This window comes from Deinococcus aetherius, assembly GCF_025997855.1.
GTDB classification, from domain to species: Bacteria; Deinococcota; Deinococci; order Deinococcales; family Deinococcaceae; genus Deinococcus; species Deinococcus aetherius.
The window spans coordinates 1,289,400-1,304,703 of the sequence record NZ_AP026560.1 but is presented as its reverse complement, the minus strand read 5'-3'; the positions used below and the strand labels follow the sequence as shown (position 1 = coordinate 1,304,703).

Annotated in this window: 14 protein-coding genes; 5 read left to right on the top strand and 9 right to left on the bottom strand. The window is 70.2% G+C overall.

The window, feature by feature from the left end:
• The first annotated feature begins 1 nt into the window (after position 1).
• Positions 2 to 997, top strand: a complete 996-nt coding sequence (gene ispH / locus DAETH_RS06540) for a 4-hydroxy-3-methylbut-2-enyl diphosphate reductase (protein ID WP_264777110.1) — start codon at positions 2 to 4, stop codon at positions 995 to 997.
• A 114-nt stretch (positions 998 to 1,111) separates the two neighbouring features.
• Here ispH and DAETH_RS06535 read toward each other — a convergent pair whose 3' ends face one another.
• Genes DAETH_RS06535 through DAETH_RS06525 form a run of 3 tightly spaced genes read right to left on the bottom strand, consistent with a single transcriptional unit; the run spans position 1,112 to position 2,976 of the window.
• Positions 1,112 to 1,993 (bottom strand): hypothetical protein, encoded by an 882-nt coding sequence (locus DAETH_RS06535; protein WP_264777109.1) that lies wholly within the window; start codon positions 1,991 to 1,993, stop codon positions 1,112 to 1,114.
• On the bottom strand, positions 1,990 to 2,523 hold the full coding sequence (locus DAETH_RS06530; RefSeq protein ID WP_264777108.1) for a gamma carbonic anhydrase family protein: 534 nt from the start codon (positions 2,521 to 2,523) through the stop codon (positions 1,990 to 1,992). The genes DAETH_RS06535 and DAETH_RS06530 overlap by 4 nt, the downstream gene beginning before the upstream one ends.
• A 27-nt stretch (positions 2,524 to 2,550) precedes the next feature.
• The gene (locus DAETH_RS06525; protein ID WP_264777107.1) at positions 2,551 to 2,976 is read right to left on the bottom strand and encodes an NUDIX hydrolase; all 426 of its coding nucleotides are present in this window, start codon (positions 2,974 to 2,976) and stop codon (positions 2,551 to 2,553) included.
• Positions 2,977 to 3,142: 166 nt separating this feature from the next.
• On the opposite strand from DAETH_RS06525, the gene DAETH_RS06520 reads away from it, so the two are divergent.
• The 3 genes from DAETH_RS06520 (at position 3,143) to DAETH_RS06510 (ending at position 5,875) form a co-directional block, all read left to right on the top strand.
• Positions 3,143 to 3,418, top strand: a complete 276-nt coding sequence (locus DAETH_RS06520; RefSeq protein ID WP_264777106.1) for a cold-shock protein — start codon at positions 3,143 to 3,145, stop codon at positions 3,416 to 3,418.
• Positions 3,419 to 3,581: 163 nt separating this feature from the next.
• Complete coding sequence (locus tag DAETH_RS06515; protein ID WP_264777105.1) at positions 3,582 to 4,754, top strand: YjgN family protein; 1,173 nt, start codon at positions 3,582 to 3,584, stop codon at positions 4,752 to 4,754.
• Between the two features lie 17 nt (positions 4,755 to 4,771).
• Positions 4,772 to 5,875, top strand: a complete 1,104-nt coding sequence (locus DAETH_RS06510) for a M48 family metallopeptidase (RefSeq protein ID WP_264777104.1) — start codon at positions 4,772 to 4,774, stop codon at positions 5,873 to 5,875.
• 1 nt (position 5,876) lies between these two features.
• On the opposite strand, the gene DAETH_RS06505 is transcribed toward DAETH_RS06510, so the two are convergent.
• The 5 genes from DAETH_RS06505 to DAETH_RS06485 form a co-directional block, all read right to left on the bottom strand.
• Positions 5,877 to 6,422: an endonuclease dU gene (locus tag DAETH_RS06505; RefSeq protein ID WP_264777396.1), complete on the bottom strand. Its 546-nt coding sequence runs from the start codon at positions 6,420 to 6,422 to the stop codon at positions 5,877 to 5,879.
• A gap of 424 nt (positions 6,423 to 6,846) precedes the next feature.
• Positions 6,847 to 8,028: a trans-sulfuration enzyme family protein gene (locus DAETH_RS06500; RefSeq protein ID WP_264777103.1), complete on the bottom strand. Its 1,182-nt coding sequence runs from the start codon at positions 8,026 to 8,028 to the stop codon at positions 6,847 to 6,849.
• Positions 8,029 to 8,049: 21 nt separating this feature from the next.
• Positions 8,050 to 8,523, bottom strand: a complete 474-nt coding sequence (locus DAETH_RS06495) for a GNAT family N-acetyltransferase (RefSeq protein ID WP_264777102.1) — start codon at positions 8,521 to 8,523, stop codon at positions 8,050 to 8,052.
• A 351-nt stretch (positions 8,524 to 8,874) separates the two neighbouring features.
• Positions 8,875 to 9,663 carry a nitroreductase family protein gene (locus DAETH_RS06490; protein WP_264777101.1) on the bottom strand — a complete coding sequence of 263 codons (789 nt, stop codon included), beginning with the start codon at positions 9,661 to 9,663 and terminating at the stop codon, positions 8,875 to 8,877.
• 113 nt (positions 9,664 to 9,776) lie between these two features.
• A complete protein-coding gene (locus tag DAETH_RS06485; RefSeq protein WP_264777100.1) occupies positions 9,777 to 12,866 on the bottom strand; it encodes a heterodisulfide reductase-related iron-sulfur binding cluster in 3,090 nt (1,029 codons plus the stop codon).
• Between the two features lie 175 nt (positions 12,867 to 13,041).
• On the opposite strand from DAETH_RS06485, the gene DAETH_RS06480 reads away from it, so the two are divergent.
• A complete protein-coding gene (locus DAETH_RS06480) occupies positions 13,042 to 13,845 on the top strand; it encodes a histidinol-phosphatase HisJ family protein (protein WP_264777099.1) in 804 nt (267 codons plus the stop codon).
• A 165-nt stretch (positions 13,846 to 14,010) separates the two neighbouring features.
• On the opposite strand, the gene DAETH_RS06475 is transcribed toward DAETH_RS06480, so the two are convergent.
• Positions 14,011 to 15,096 carry a hypothetical protein gene (locus tag DAETH_RS06475; protein WP_264777098.1) on the bottom strand — a complete coding sequence of 362 codons (1,086 nt, stop codon included), beginning with the start codon at positions 15,094 to 15,096 and terminating at the stop codon, positions 14,011 to 14,013.
• Positions 15,097 to 15,304 lie beyond the last annotated feature (208 nt).

Below are 15,304 nucleotides of genomic sequence, written 5' to 3'. Positions count from 1 at the left end.
CATGGTTGAACGCATTCACCTCGCCAAGCCGCGCGGCTTCTGCGCCGGGGTGGTCATGGCGATTGGGGCGGTGGAAAAGGCCGCCCGGACGGAGGACAGGCCCGTCACCGTCTACCACTCCATCGTCCACAACCACACGGTCGTCGAGCGGCTGGAGCAGGGGCACGACGTCCACTTCGTCGAGAGCCTGGACGACATCACGGCGCTGCCCTTTGGCAGCGAGACCGTCGTCTTCAGCGCCCACGGCATCAGCCCGGCGGTGCGCGAGCGGGCGCGGGCGCTGGGGCTCGCCACCATCGACGCGACCTGCCCCCTGGTCACCAAGGTCCACACCGAGGCCAAGAAGTACGCCCGCGAGGGCTACACCATCCTGCTGATCGGCGACAGCGCCCGCCACCAGGAGGTCATCGGCACGCGCGGCGAGGCGCCCGAGCACACCGTCGTCGTCGGCGTCCTCGGCAAGAAGGGCGAGGGGCTGCACGACCCCCACACCGTCGAGGTGCCGGACCCCGGGCGCGTGGTGGTCCTCACACAAACGACCCTCAGCGTGGACGACACGCGGCGCACGGTGGACATCCTGAAATCGCGCTTCCCCGCCCTCGTCGTGCCGCCCAGCGAGGACCTGTGCTACGCGACGAAGAACCGCCAGGACGCGGTGAAGGCCATCGCTCCACAGGTGGACGCCTTTCTGGTGCTCACGAGCACCCATTCGAGCAACGGGATGCGGCTGCTGGAACTCGCCCGCGAGACCTGCGGGCGGGCCGAGCGGCTGGAGACGGAGGCCGACCTCGCGGGGGTGGACCTGACCGGCGCGAGGGCGCTGGGCATCACGAGCGCGGCGAGCACCCCGGACGACCTCGTGCAGAACGTCGTCGCGCACTTCCGCCGCCTCAACCCGAACCTGGAAGTGATCGAGGAGGGCGAGTGGGAGAACATCGAGTTCCGCGAGCCGAAGAAGATTCTGCCGACGCAGGAGCTGCCGCGCACGTTGCGGTGAGGTCTTATGGCTTGTCACGTGTAGCTTGTGGAAGAGACAGGTCGGAGACACCGCTTACGTCTCCGACCTCTTCTTTTCCCTCCACGCGACGAGCCACGGGCGATAAGCTACCCGCTACCCCGCCTGGATGTACCCCGTCTTGATGAACTCCTGAATCATCGGCTCCAGGTCGTGCAGGGCGGCATCGGCTCGCATGGCGTGTTCGGCGGGCGAGAGCCCTTCGCGCAGGGCACGCAGGAAGGCCAGCCCCGCCGTGCCGTGCCGGGCGCGGAAGGTGAGATACACGTCGGTGATGGGGTTCACGGCGTCGCGCCCGCGCAGGGTCAGGTCGTACTGGCGGTGCGCCCACCCCGCGAGGCTGCGCGGCAGGATCAGGGTCTGCGGGCGCAGGGGCGCGGGAAAGGCCCCCTCGTAGGGCAGGGTGGCGGGCATCGTGGCGACGATCTGGCCCCGGGCGTAGAAGATCGCGCCCGTGGGCCGGGCGTGCAGCCCCGTGAAGTCCTCGGTGAGGTTGAACTTCCAGGCGCGCGAGCCGATGCCGCTCAGGACGTGCGCGAGGATGGGGGCCAGGGCGTAGGCGCTCAGGGCCGCCCCCTGCTCGTAGAGGTGCAGCAGGTCGCCGAGGGCCTGCTCGCCCGTCGCACCTGAGGCGGCGGCCGTTACCGTGCGTCCCTCGAACAGCAGCACGTAGGCGTTCTGCTCGCCGAGGGAAGCGTGGAGGTACCCACACCACGCGCCGTCGTGCAGGTACTTGAGGAAGGCGTGCAGGTCGCAGAAGCGAGTGTTCAGGCCCAGGTGCGTCGTGGGCACCATCGGCAGGAAGCGGGCCAGGAAGGGCTCGGCCCCCGGGAACATCGGGCGGAGTTCGGGGACGAGTTCGTCCAGTTCCTCGGGCGCGTCCTCGGTGGGCTCGCTGGGAGGCAAGGAGGACGGCAGGTGGACCTGACGGCGGCGGCCCTGGCGGTCGGGCTGGCGGGATTCGTCGGGCGGGGTCACCTCGCAACCTCCGCAGCATCCTCGCCGGGCACCGGGGCAAGACCCTGACGGTAACGGGCACCGTTTTGCACGTACCGCGCGGCGTTCCCCATCGCCTCCACGGAGCGGACCACCCGGGCGGGCACCCCCACGGCGAGCATCCCGTCGGGGACGTGCTCCCCCTCGCGCAGCAGCGCCCCGGCCGCCAGCACCGCGCCCGCGCCGAGGCTGGAGCCGTTGAGCATCACCGCGCCCATGCCCACCAGGCTGCCCGGCGCGCAGCGGGCCCCGTGGACGACCGCGCGGTGGCCGACTGTCACGTCCGAGTCCAGGGTGCAGGGATAACCGGCGTCGGTGTGCAGCACGGCACCGTCCTGCACGTTGCAGCGCGGGCCGATCACGATGGGTTCGATGTCGCCCCGGATGATGGCGCCAAACCACACGCTGGCCTCCTCCTCCACCGTCACGCGGCCGATCAGGTCGGCGCTGGGGGCGAGGAACGCGGTGGGGTGGAGCTGGGGGACTGCGCCGTCGAGGGCGTAGAGCGGCATGGGGCCTCCGGGAAAAGGGACGTGGGGTTACGCCCGCCCCAGCGGGGGGACGGACGCCAGGGCGGCGCGCAGAAGGTCGCGGTCTTCGGGATAGGTGAGCCGGGCAGCCGCCTCGTCGGGGGGAAAGAACTCCCCTTCCGTGAAGGTGGCCTCCAGGGCGGTGGGGGTGCCCTGGGCGGCGCGCATGACGAACCAGTGGATCACCCGCGCCTCGCCCCGGTCGTTCGTGTAGCGCGTCTCGGGGAGGGGGCTCAGGAGGGTGGCCGCCACGCCGGTCTCCTCGCGCACCTCGCGCACGGCGGTCTGCTCCAGGGTCTCGCCCGGCTCGACGTGGCCCTTGGGAAAAGCCCAGGCGCCGCTGCGGTAGCGCACCAGGAGCACGCGGCCGAGAGCGTCCAGCACGACACCGCCCGCGCCGGGGGTGGGGCCGGGCGGGGAAGACGGTGAAGGCATGGGCGGAGTATACGTGACCCCCCCCACCTTCACCATCCGGCAGACCTGTTCACGTGGAGGCACTTTGCGTGCGATACTTCGCTTGTCTCCAGTCCGACCCCATCCAGAGGTACCGGCTCAGAGGGCAGGTTGCCGGGTCCGTGACGTGTGAGATGCAAGGAGAGTTATGGCTCAAGGTCGGGTAAAGTGGTTTAACGTCGAAAAGGGTTACGGGTTTATCGAGCACCCCGGCAACCCCGACGTGTTCGTGCACTACAGCGCCATCCAGAGCGGCGGCTTTCGCAAGCTGAACGAGGGCGACGAGGTCGAGTTCGAGGTCGAGGCGGGCCAGGGCAGCAAGGGTCCGCAGGCCAAGAACGTCGTCGTGACGAACGCCGCGCCCGCCCCGATGGGGGGCAGCAACATGGGCGGCGGCAACCGGGGCGGCGGCAGCCGCTGGTAAGCCGAGCCTCCCCACCCGGGGTCCAGGGGTGAGCGCCACGCCGCGTTCGCCCCTTTGCCATGCCCTGCGCCTGGGCGGTGAGCAGGACCACCCCCTCCCCCACCACCCGACGTGTGGCGGCAGATGCGGCGCGCTCCCCTGGCCCCGGCTCTAGGATGCGTCCATGACCGAGCGGCCCGACGCGACCTCCTCCCCGCCCATACCGCCCGGTCCCCCAGCCCAGGAACCGCCCCGGGTGGTCGCGGAGGTGGCAGACCCGCCCGCCGCCCCGACCGTGACCACCCACCCGCTCAGCTTCACCGGGCAGGCGGGCGAGTATTTCCGCATCTGGATCTTGAACCTGGCGCTGACCGTCGTGACGCTGGGGCTGTTCCTGCCGTGGGCGCGGGTGCGGCAGCGGCAATATTTCTACGGGCACACCTGGCTGGACGGGCAGAACTTCGAGTACACCGCGAGCCCCCTCGCCCTGCTGCGCGGCTACCTGATCGTGGGGGCCTTTTTCCTGACCTACACCCTCGCCACCAACCTGCAATTCCAGGGGTGGGAGATCGTCGCCGGGGTGATCGGTCTGCTGTTCGTCGTGCTGTACCCCTGGCTGGTGATGAAGTCACTGCGCTTCCTCGCGGTCAGCACCACCCACCGGGGCCTGCGTTTCCGGCACCACGGGCGGGCAGGCGGAGCGTACACGGCCTACGGGCTGGCGAACATCGCGGCGGGAGTTTCGGGCGGGCTGGCCCTGCCGTGGGCGTGGTTCATGCAGCGGCGGTATCAGGTCGAGAACACGGCGTACGGGAGCGCGCGGGCGAAGTTCCGGGGGGACGTGGGCGACTTCTACGTGATCGGGCTGACGGGGCTGGCAGTCGCCATCGGGGGTGGGTTGCTGCTCGCCGTGCCGGTGATCGGGGTGCTCGTCGGTCTGGGGTTTCTGGAGAACTTCAACGTTGACGGGGACGTGACGACGGCGGGGGTGATTGCGGGCATCGCCGCCCTCTACGTGGCGCTGCTGGCCCTCTACGGGATCGCCTGGCAGTACGTCCGCGCCGCCACGTTGCGCTACGTCCTCAACCGGATCGAGGTCGGCGGGGTCGTTCGCACGGCGGCCACCTTCAGCCCGTGGCGGCTGGTGTGGATCGGGGTGACGAACACGGTGGCGCAGGTGCTCACGCTGGGGCTCGCCACGCCCTGGGCCGCCATCCGCCGCACCCGGTACATCGCGTCGGGGGTGCAGGTGCGGGCCATCCACAGCCTCGACTCCTTCGCCGCCGATGTGACGCCCGACGAGAACGCGCTCGGCGAGGCCGCCACCGAACTGCTCGACATCAACCTGGGCTTCTGAGGCCCGCGAGGTAAGCCGTGACCCATCCCGCCGCCCCTCCCCTCACCCTGTCCGGCGTGTATTTCGACGGGCGCACCAGCCGCGACCGGGCCGCGACGCTGGAGGTGAGCGGCGACACGCTCGTACTGCGCGCCGAGGGGGGGCTGGAGGCCCGCTGGCCGACCGGTCAGGTGAGCATCGACCCGCCCATCCCCGGCATCCGCCGCGTGCTGAAGTTCCAGGGCGGTGCGCGCTTCGAGACAGCAGACGACGCGGGGGTGAGTGCCCTGGAGGCCCGCCTGGGCCGCAACCGGGGGCTGGGGCGGGTGCGGCGCCTGGAGGCGCGCTGGGGCACGGCGCTGGGGGCGGTGGCCCTCATGATCCTCTTCGCGTGGGGGTTCGTGGCGTTCGGCCTGCCCGCCCTGGCCCGCACGGCGGCGAAGGCCACGCCGCGCTCCGTGCTCGCCACCTTCGACCGGGAAACCGTCGAGCTGCTGGAGGGGCAGGACTACGTCGGCCCCTCCCGGCTCAGCGCGGCGCGGCAGGCGCAGCTTCAGCGGGTATTCCGCCGGGTGACCTCCCGGGTGGGGGGCGGCTACCCCTACCGCCTGCTGCTGCGCGACGGGGACGCCCCGGACGCGCCCTTCGCCCTCGGGGCGAACGCCTTCGCCCTGCCGGGGGGCACGGTCGTCATGACCGATCAACTCGTCCGGCTCTCGCGTGACGACCGGGAGCTGGCGGGTGTCCTCGCGCACGAGGCCGGGCACGTGACCCACCGCCATACCCTCGCGGGGGTATACCAGGGCCTCGGGCTGAGCCTGCTCACGGTGGCGGTGACGGGCGACCTGATCAGCGCGGGAACCTTCGCCGCCGCCGTGCCCGCCGCCCTGTTGCGCAACGGCTACTCGCGGGTCGCCGAGACCGAGTCCGACGACCTCGCGGGCCGCCACCTGCTGCGCGAGTACGGCACCACCAAGCCCCTGCGCGACCTCCTCGCCCGGCTGGAGACGGAGGACCGGGGCGCGGACGAGAACGACGTGCAGGAGGGGAGCCGCGTCGAGGACCTCCTCCAGACACACCCCGGCACGGCCCAGCGCATCCGGCACCTGCGGGAGATGGAGGAGCAGGCGAAGGCCCGCTGAACTACACCCGGCCTCCCCGGCTGCTTCCCCGCGTCACGCCCCCGGCGATCAGGTGGGCCGCGCGCAGCGGCTCAGGGACGCGTCCAGACACGGTGAGGGCGGCGAGGGCCGTTTCCGCCTCGGGCAGGCTCAGCCCCACCCGCTGCACGAACACACCCCGGCAGGGCTCCATCGGGCCCAGGGCCTCGATCAGCCGCCACTTGCGCGCCCCACCCGGAACGCGAGTCAGGAGGGCCGCGCGGATGCGTTCCAGGTTCGGGGGCCGCCGCGCCACGATCAGGACGGGCAGGTCGGTGGACGCACTCAGGCTCCGCGCGTCCACCACGTTGAAGCCCGCCAGCGCCACCCCCTGAAGCAGGATCAGGTGCGGGTGCTCTGCCGCCCCGCTCGCCTCCACCAACCGGGCGAGTTCGGACGTGCTGCCCCGCCCGTCGCGCCGCACCCGCCCGCTCACGACGCCGTGGAGGGTGTGGAGCGCGAACACGGTGCCGAAGACCCGCACGTCTCCCCGGTGCTCGCGGGGAAAGGGGGCGTCGTCGAAGCCGATGGCGTGGGAAAAGGTTACAGGAACGTTTGTTTGTCCGCGCCCGTCTCCTCAGACCACTCCTCGGTCAAGGGCCCATGGTCAAGGAGCCGGGCTCTATGTAGAAGTTGTCCGTGCCCTTGGTAAAGGTGCAGTAGAAGGGCGCGCGTCTCAGACCGTTGGGAGCGCCGGTGAGCAGAGCAAAGCCCTGGAGTTTCCAGGTGCCCTGCCGATACGTCGCCGGTCGCGTGAAGACGAGTTTGACAGTCGATGCGCGCCGCACGGCTATGGCCGCAAGGGAGGCACAGGCTCCACGTGCCTGTCTTGGCGTCCATTCTGAAATGTCCGCTCCGGCTGACCCCGAGAGGACCGCTACCGCGATCAAGAAGTTTTTCAGAACTCGTCTGCTCACGAAACTTCCCCTCCTTGCCAAACACCGACTGCACCCCTACCCTTCCAGCGCCCCCTCGATGTCCCCCAGCAGATCGCCGATGTCCTCGATGCCGACCGAGAGCCGCAGCAGGTTGGGGGTAATGCCCAGGCGGCGGCGCTCGCCCTCGGGCAGGGCGCGGTGGGAGGTGCCCCAGGGCCAGGAGAGGGTGGTCACCACGTCGGCGAGGCTGGGGGCGAGGGGGATGCGGCCCGCCAGGGCGCGGACGAACGCGGGGGCGTCCTCGATGTCGGCGCTGAGCATCCCGCCGAAGCCGTAGGGGTAGAGTTCCTGCGCCCGCACGAACTGGGGGTGACTGGACAGACCGGGGTGATAGACCGCCCGCACCCCGGGGTGGTTCGCCAGCACGTCCGCCACCGCCTGCGCGTTGCCCGAGTGCGCCCGCATCCGTAGTCCCAGGGTCTTGAGGCCCTGGAGGGTCATCCAGGCGTCGAAGGCGCTGATGGTTCCGCCCAGACGTAGCAGACGGGTGCGGGCGGCGGCGATCAGGTCGGCACGCCCGCAGGCAACGCCCCCGAAGGCGGTGGAGTGACCGCTGAGGTACTTGCTGACGCTGTGGGTCACGAGGTCCGCGCCGTGGAGGGCCGGGCGGAAGACGGCGGGGCTGGCGAAGGTATTGTCCACGCTCAGCAGGGCGCCCCGGTCGTGGGCGAGGCGGGCGAGCGCGGGCACGTCGGGCACGGTCATCAGGGGGTTGGTGAGGCTCTCGACGTGCAGCACCCGCGTCTCGGGGCGGAAGGCGGCCGCCACCGCCTCCAAGTCGCAGCCGTCCACGAAGGTCACGGTGATGCCCAGCCGGGGGAACTCCTCGGCGAGCAGGGCGTAGGTCACCCCGTACACCCGGGCGTCCGCGACGACGTGATCCCCGGCCCTGAGCACCCCCAACAGCGCGGCGCTGATCGCCGCCATGCCGCTCGCGGCCACCAGCGCGGCCTCGGTGCCCTCCAGAGCTGCCAGCGCCCGCTCCAGCGTCCCCGCGTTCGGGGTGCCGTTGCGGTAGTAGAAGCTGCTGGGCTCCTCGCCGCTCATCGCCCGCTCCAGGGCGCCCAGGTCGGGGTAGGCGTAGACGGTGGACTGGTAGATGGGCTCGACGAGCGGGGTGCTGAGGTTAGGCAGCGCCTCCTCCCCCGCGCGGGCGGCGAGGGTGGTGAGGTCATAGTCGGGTCGGGAGCCAGGCATGGGGCGAGGATAGACGCAAAATCAGAGGGGCAGGTTGTAGGTGTAGAACCCCTCGTCCTGCCGCCAGCCCTGCGCCTCGTAGAGTGCCTGGGCGGCGGCATTGTCGATGGCCGTCGAGAGGGTCAGCCGGGCCGCGCCCGTCTCGATGCCGTGCTGCCTCGCCCGCGCGAGGAGGGCCTGCCCGGTACCCCGTCGGCGGCCCCCCGGCGCGACGAAAAGGTCGTTGAGAATCCAGAGGCGCCGCATCCCCACCGACGTGAACGACGGGTAGAGCTGCGTGAAGCCGACCGGAGTCTCCCCGTCCAGCGCGAGGAAGATGACGGACTCCCCACGGTCGAGACGCTCGGCGAGGAACGCCCGCGCGCCCTCGGGGTCGCTCGGCTGCCCGTAGAACTGGCGGTAACCGTCGAACAGGGGGACGAGGGCATTGAGGTGGAAGGCGTCTGCGCGAACGACGGTCAGGTCGCCCAGGAAGTTAGGTGCGTTCTTCGTCACCTCCCCATTCTTCCCGTTGGGGGTCATAGACAGCGAGGGACGGGGCGTCGGCGAGTTCCGTAACGTCCTTCCGTAAGTCAGGGAGAACTGCGCCCAAGCCGTCCCAATAGGGAGCAGAAAAGGAGACTTCGATGTCATACACGCCGACCTGAACGGGGAGGCCGCCGAAATCCTTCTCGTACTCTCTCACTCCGTCCCGCTGGTGGACGAGTCGGTAGCCCTAGGCCTCCAACCTCGTCGATACCCGCTCTTTTCCCCCTGGCTTAAGCAGAACGTCCTCCACATCCTCCCAGTCAGTTCCGGCTTTGATGGCCCACATGACCCTGGCGGGGGAGATGGCAAGGCTGTAACTCATTCCTCCCCCGCCCACAACCCCTGCCGTTTCAGGGCCGCCACCAGCCCCGGCTCGCGCCCCTCCATACTGCCCCCCTGGCCGAAGTAGGCGCGCAGCAGCCGGGCCCAGTCGCCGGGTTGCCCCTTCCTGGCCGCGATGGGGTTCATGACCTCGGTGGCCCCCCGCAGTTCCGCCTCCCCCGCGTCACGGTAGGCGTCCTCGTGGACGACGAGGTCGCGCGGGAGGCGGGGGCGGTAGGGAGTCTGCTCGTCGCTCAGGCCGATGGTCAGCGCCGCGTAGGGCAGGACGCCCTCCGGCAGGCGCAACTCCTCGATCAGGGCATCCAGGTTGTTCATCACGCCGCCGATCCAGCAGCCCTGGTAGCCCAGCATCTCGGCGGCGAGGAGCATGTTCTGCCCGGCGAGCGCGGCGTCCCCGAGCCCGAAGTGGACGGCGATGGCAGGCCACTCGCCCGGCGCGTGCCCGGCCCCCTCCAGCACACGCCGGGTGCGGCGCACGTCGAGGCACACCACGAAGCTCTCGGACGCCTGGGCGATATGAGGGTTGCCTGTGAGGGCGGCGACCCGCTCACGCACCCCGGCATCCTTCAGGTGGATGAAGGAGTAAAGCTGCGCGGTCGCGTCGGTGGGAGCCCGCTGGGCCGCGTGCAGGATGGCGTCGAGGTGGTCTTGCGGCATCGCCACGTCCTTGTACCGCCGCACGGTGCGGTGCGCGTCGAAGAAGGCGCGGACCTGCTCGGCGGTCTGGTGGCGGGTCGGGGGGTCGTTGGGCGGGGCGACGGTCATGAGGCCGAGAATAGTCGGTCGGCAGCGGCGAACCGTGGGCGGGGTGGGGGTGGGTGAACGCAAAGTGGAGGCGCCGCCCACGGGGGAAGCGGCACCTCGCCTGCACCTCGGGTTCACTCCTTTTTCTTCGGCACCCACTTCTTGCGCCCGCCCGCGCCCGCCTCTTCCGTCACGGGATCCACCACGGCCGGTTCGGGCTGGGGAGCGGGGGCGGCCTCGGCGCCAGGTTGCGTCGACATGTCGGCGGCTTTGGCCCTGGGCTGCCACTTCGGGCGCTCGCCGGAGGCCGGGGCGAGGATAGGTTCGGCGACCGGGGCGGCAGGCGTGGCCTCCACCGGAGCGGCGGGAGCCTCGCCGGGTGTGGTGCTCGCGGCGGCCTTGGGCGCCCACTTCTTGCGCTCGCCGGGCTGGGGAGCAGGTGCGGGGGGCCCGGGTTGGGACGGGGCCGTGACCTCGGGGGCAACCTGCGCGGGGGCGGCGGCCTTCGGACTCCACTTCTTCCGCTGACCCGGGACGGGGGGAGCTTCCGGGGCAGGAGCCGCAACCACCGGCTCAGGCTGAGACGGCGCCTCGCTCGCCTGCGCCTCCGGCTGGCTGGCCGCCCTGGGCTTCCAGGCTTTGCGGGCCGGGGCGGGAGCGGCCTCGGCCGTGCCCCGAGCTTCGGCCTGTGCCTCCGGGGTGACCGGGGCGGGGGTCACATCGTCGGTACTCGCTTTCGGCTTCCAAGCCTTGCGGGCGGCAGGGGTGCCCTCGCTGGCCGCTGCCGGTTGACCGCTGGCGACTTCCGCCACGGGCGCCGCGCTCACGTCGTCCCCGCCACTCTTCGGCTTCCACGCCTTGCGCGGCGACGAGTCCGCCGAACTCGACGTGACCGGGCTGGGCACGGTGTCCTGCGGTTCGGGCTGAGTGTGCGCGTTGCCGAGGGGGCTGCCGGGCTGGGCGTTGATCACCTCCGCGCTCGTCTGGCCGAGAATGTCCGGGTCCGCGCCTGCACCGGGCGTCTCGCCGCTGCGGGCCACGGGTTGCGCGGTGATGGGCACCGTCGGAATGGGCGACTCTTCCAGCGTGCTCTCCGGCGCCTCGGTCGGGGCCATCCACTCCCCCGTCGCGCGCTGCACGCTCTCCAGCATCAGTTCGGCCACGTCCCGCACCACGATGTCGTCGCGCCCCGCCTTCTCGGGCGTCGAGTTCAGCATCGACTTGCAGAAGGGGCAACCGACCGCCACCACCTTGCCGGTCTGCTCGTACTCGGCGACCGTCTGAGCCGCACCGTCCAGCCGGGCCTGAATCTCCCGGAAACGGTTGTCACTCAGCCGCTCGCGGCCCTCCTCCTCCTCCTTCCAGAACTGGGCGCCGCCCGCCCCGCAGCAAAAGGAGTTGTCGCGGGCGCGTTCGAGTTCCAGCACCTCGCCCGCCATCCGCGTGATCAGGGTACGCGGCGCGTCGTACACGCCGTTGTGGCGGCCCAGGTAGCAGGGATCGTGGTAGGTGACGGACTCCTGAAGCTGCGCCATCGGCAGCTTTCCCGCCGTGACGAGGTTTTCCAGGTACTCGGTGTGGTGGATGACCTTGTAATCACCGCCGAGCTGCTTGTACTCGTGCCCGATGGCGTTCATGCAGTGCGGGCAGGTGGAGACGATCAGCCGGGGCCGCACCGTGTTCAGCGTCTCGACGTTCTCCTGCGCGAGGCTCTGGAACAGGAACTCGTTGCCCGAGCGGCGGGCCGAGTCACCCGTGCAGGCTTCTTTCTTGCCGAGGACCGCGTAGCTCACCCCCGCCCTGTCGAGGAGTTGCACGAAGGAGCGGGCCACCTTCTGCGCGCCGGGGTCGTAGCTCGCCGCGCAGCCGACCCAGTAGAGAACGTCAGGCTCGGGATTCTCGTCGATGGTCGGGACCCTCAGCCCCTCGGCCCACTCCATGCGCTTGTCACGGCTGATCCCCCAGGGGTTGCTCGCGCGCTCCATGCCGCGAAAGGCCGTCTGGAGCTGCGGAGGGAACTCGCCCGCGACCATGACCTGATGGCGGCGGATGTCGATGATGTCGAGCATCTGCTCGTCCTGCACCGGGCAGACCTGCATACACGCCCCGCAGGTCGTGCACGCCCACACCGACTCCTCGTTGATGGCGAATTCGAGGAGGGGGTGGGCGGTCGAGGCACCCGACTCGAACGGCGCGGGCTTCAGCGTGAAGGGGCTGGGGTGCGCCGCGATCACGTTCAGCTCCATGCGCTTGTTGATCTCCAGCGCGGCGGGCGAGAGCGCCTTGCCGGTCGCGTTCGCCGGGCACACGTCCTGGCAGCGGTTGCACTGGATGCAGGCGTAGGCGTCGAGCAGCCGGGGCCACTCCAGGTCTTCGAGCTTCTGGACGCCGAGTTTCGGTTCCTCGGCCTCCATCGCCTCTTCCAGCCCCTTCATGGGCGGGAGGACGCCGGTCGGCACGGGCCGCTTCACCGTGTACTTGAGCGGAGCCGCGAAGATGTGGATGTGCTTGGAGAAGGGGAAGTAGGCCAGGAAGGCGAGGACGGACCCGAGAGCACCCCAGTACCCGAAGACGCGCCAGCCTTGCAACGCCTGCTCACTGAGCCCGCCGAAGAGCGTGTTCCCGACGAGGGTCGAGAACGGCTGGAAGGCGTCGCCCCCCTCCTGCGCCATCTTCGCCCCCTGCCCCAGGACGCGGCTGCCGACGTGGAAGAAGATGAAGCCCGAGACGATCAGCGAGTCGCGCAGGATGAAGTTCCGCTTGAGGAGGGGGTGCAGCAGCGTCTTCTCGGTGAACTTAAAGTCGCGCTTGCTGGGCGTGAACAGGCGGCGGATCACCAGCGAGACCACGCCGACGAGGACCAGGAAGCTCAGAATGTCGGCCAGGACGTTATAGATCGCACCTAAGGGGTTGGCCGACGTGATGTTGAAGTGGACGTACCCCTCCAGCCCGTCCACGATGTTGACGAGCAGGTAGTAGGTGAAGCCGTAGAAGATGAAGGCGTGCAGCACGCTCACCCACGGGCGGCGGCGGAAGGTGCGCTCCTGGGTCAGGCTGGTACGCAGGGCATAACTGAGGCGCTCGGGCAACTTGTCCCAGCGGGCCTCGGTGGCCGGTACACCCCGGCGGACGCGCAGGAAGAGGCGGTAAAAGCCCCACACGCCGAATACAGAGGCGATCAGGGCGAAGACGAAAAACAGGATTTTGTGTTCGAGCGGCAGCAAAGCGGGTCTCCTCGGGCGGGGTGGGGCAAAAACTTTGAACTCGGTCAAAGTATAGCGGGCGGGGAGGCGCCCGAACGGGTTGGGGAACCCGACCAGCATACGCGGGGCCCGAGGGGGCGGAACGTGGGGGAAGGCGGAGGAAAGCCGCTACCCTGGGCAGACCTCGGGAGGAGCCATGATCGTCGACTACCACACCCACCACCACCGCTGCGGTCACGCCAGCGGCAACCTCGAAGACTACGTGGAGGCGGCCGTACGGGCGGGCCTCTCCGAGATCGGCCTGAGCGACCACAGCCCGATCTACCACCTCGGGGACGACCCCCACCCGCTGCCCGGCACGGCCATGTCGCGCCACGAATTCCCCGCCTACGTGCGCGAGATGACGGGGGTGCGGGACCGCTTCGCCGGACGAATCGCCGTCCGCCTCGGCGTGGAGAGCGACTACGTTCTGGGCTGGGACGACCACTACCGCGACCTCTGGCGGCAGTACCCGCTCGACTACGTGATCGGCAGCGTTCACTGGCTGGGGCGGTGGAGCATCTTCTCGCCCGAGCTTCCCGCCGGGCGCACGCCGGAGGACATCTACGAGGAATACCTGCTGACGACCCAGGCCGCCGCGCGCAGCGGTGCCTACGACATCCTCGGCCACCTCGACTGCCTGAAGACCCGGGGGCACATCCCCGACCCCGGCATCACGCCCCGGTTGGAGGAGACGGTGCAGGTGATTGCGGAAAGTGGTGTGGCCGTCGAACTCAATACGAGCGGGTGGCGCAAGGGGCTGGGCGAGCCCTACCCGCGCGAGGAGCTGCTGGCGGTGTGCTGCCGCTATAGAGTGCCCGTCACCCTCGGCTCGGACGCTCACCGGCCCGAACACGTCGCGGCGGGCTTTCCCGAGGCGGTGGCGTTGCTGGTGCGAGTGGGCTATACCTCCATCGTCCGTTTCGAGGGCCGGAAGAGGTTCGAGTTGCCGCTGCGGTGACCGGGGGGGAGGCTGGACACGGGGCGCGCCCAACGCAGATTTCTGTTCCAATCCGAATATTGGGCGAGAAACAGAAAGGGACCGACCGCCGGAGGCAGTGGGTCCCTTCGCATTGCTGGGGTTTCAGCTGGCGCGGAGAGTGCCGAGCGGTCGCCGTTTCGCGCCCTACGCGGGCGTCAGGAGGACGGTGGTGAAGCCGAGCACCTGCCGGATCTCCACCCGGATGCGCTGACCGTTTCGCTCGAAGTACGAGACCTGGCGGCCGGTCGCCGTCACGTCGGTGGGGGTGCCGCCCGTGCTTGCCGCCCCGGCCGTGTCGGTCGTGCCCGTCGTCCCCGTGGTGCCTGCCGTGCTGGTGGCCGAGGTGTCTGCCGTTCCGGTGGCGGTCGTCGTGCTGGCCGCGTCTGTAGTGCCGGTGGTGCCCTGAGCCGTATCCGTCGTCGAGGCCCCGGTCGTGCCCGTCGTCGAAGTGTCGGTCGTTCCGGTGGTCCCGGTCGCCGTGCCGGTCGTCCCGGTGGCCGTCCCCGTCGTCGAGGTGTCCGTCGTGCCCGTGGCGGTGCCTACGGTGCCAGTCGTCGAGGTATCGGTGGTCCCCGCCGTTCCAGTGGTGCCTGTCGTCCCCGTCGTCCCAGTGGTGGAGGTGCCGGTGGTCGCCGTGCCCGTGGTGCCTGCGGTTCCCGTCGTCCCGGTGGCCGAGGTGCCCGTCGTTCCCGTGGTTGTCCCCGTCGTCGAGGTGTCGGTCGTCGCGGTTCCAGTCGTTGCGCCCGAGGTCCCCGTCGTGCCGCTGGCGGTGTCGGTCGTTCCGGTGGAGGTGGCCGTCGTGTCGGTGGTCGTCGTGTCGGTCGTCGTCGTGGTGGCCGAGGCGTCGGCGGTGCCCGTGGTCGTGCCGGTGGCGGCCGTCTCCGCCGTGGCCGCCGTGGAGGGTGTGGTCGGAGCTGCGACGGCCGTGAAGCCCGCCGCCACGAGCGCCTGGCTGTACCTGTCCAGCGCGTCGGGAATGGCGCCGCTGTAGACGATGCCGACTCCCGTGGCGGTCCTGACGCTGCGCAAAGGCGTGGCCCCGGTCAGGTAGGGCAGGGTCAACTCACCCGAGGGCAGGGTGAGGGTCGTCTGCGCGGGCAGCGTCTCACTGTCCGTCGCGGGCGCGGAGGCGGGAGCCGTGGGTGTGGTGTTCGTCTGGGCCAGCGCGGAGCCGAGGCTCAGCAGGAGGGCGCCGGTCAGCAGGGCGCGTCGGGGAAAGGTGGGGAGCATAGGGCCTCCTCGTTAGCAGGGCACTCTGAGGTTTCGGCACCGAGGCACCGAGCGTCTGCTGGGGGTCAGCGTAGGAGCCTCTTGTGTGATCCACTTTACCATTCACCTTAGCCCCTCTTGGCCGCAGCCTCACCTCTCCCTCAGGAACTGCGCTGGACGCTCTGCTGCTCCCACAGTCGAGCAGACAAAGTTCGGGCGCTGCCACTTG

What these genes read in the sequence shown, in the direction of transcription:
- ispH (WP_264777110.1), top strand. Translation starts at nt 2, where the DNA reads ATGGTTGAACGCATTCACCTCGCCAAGCCGCGCGGCTTCTGCGCCGGG.
- DAETH_RS06530 (WP_264777108.1), bottom strand. Translation starts at nt 2,523, where the DNA reads ATGCCGCTCTACGCCCTCGACGGCGCAGTCCCCCAGCTCCACCCCACC.
- DAETH_RS06525 (WP_264777107.1), bottom strand. Translation starts at nt 2,976, where the DNA reads ATGCCTTCACCGTCTTCCCCGCCCGGCCCCACCCCCGGCGCGGGCGGT.
- DAETH_RS06520 (WP_264777106.1), top strand. Translation starts at nt 3,143, where the DNA reads ATGGCTCAAGGTCGGGTAAAGTGGTTTAACGTCGAAAAGGGTTACGGG.
- DAETH_RS06515 (WP_264777105.1), top strand. Translation starts at nt 3,582, where the DNA reads ATGACCGAGCGGCCCGACGCGACCTCCTCCCCGCCCATACCGCCCGGT.
- DAETH_RS06500 (WP_264777103.1), bottom strand. Translation starts at nt 8,028, where the DNA reads ATGCCTGGCTCCCGACCCGACTATGACCTCACCACCCTCGCCGCCCGC.
- DAETH_RS06490 (WP_264777101.1), bottom strand. Translation starts at nt 9,663, where the DNA reads ATGACCGTCGCCCCGCCCAACGACCCCCCGACCCGCCACCAGACCGCC.
- DAETH_RS06480 (WP_264777099.1), top strand. Translation starts at nt 13,042, where the DNA reads ATGATCGTCGACTACCACACCCACCACCACCGCTGCGGTCACGCCAGC.
- DAETH_RS06475 (WP_264777098.1), bottom strand. Translation starts at nt 15,096, where the DNA reads ATGCTCCCCACCTTTCCCCGACGCGCCCTGCTGACCGGCGCCCTCCTG.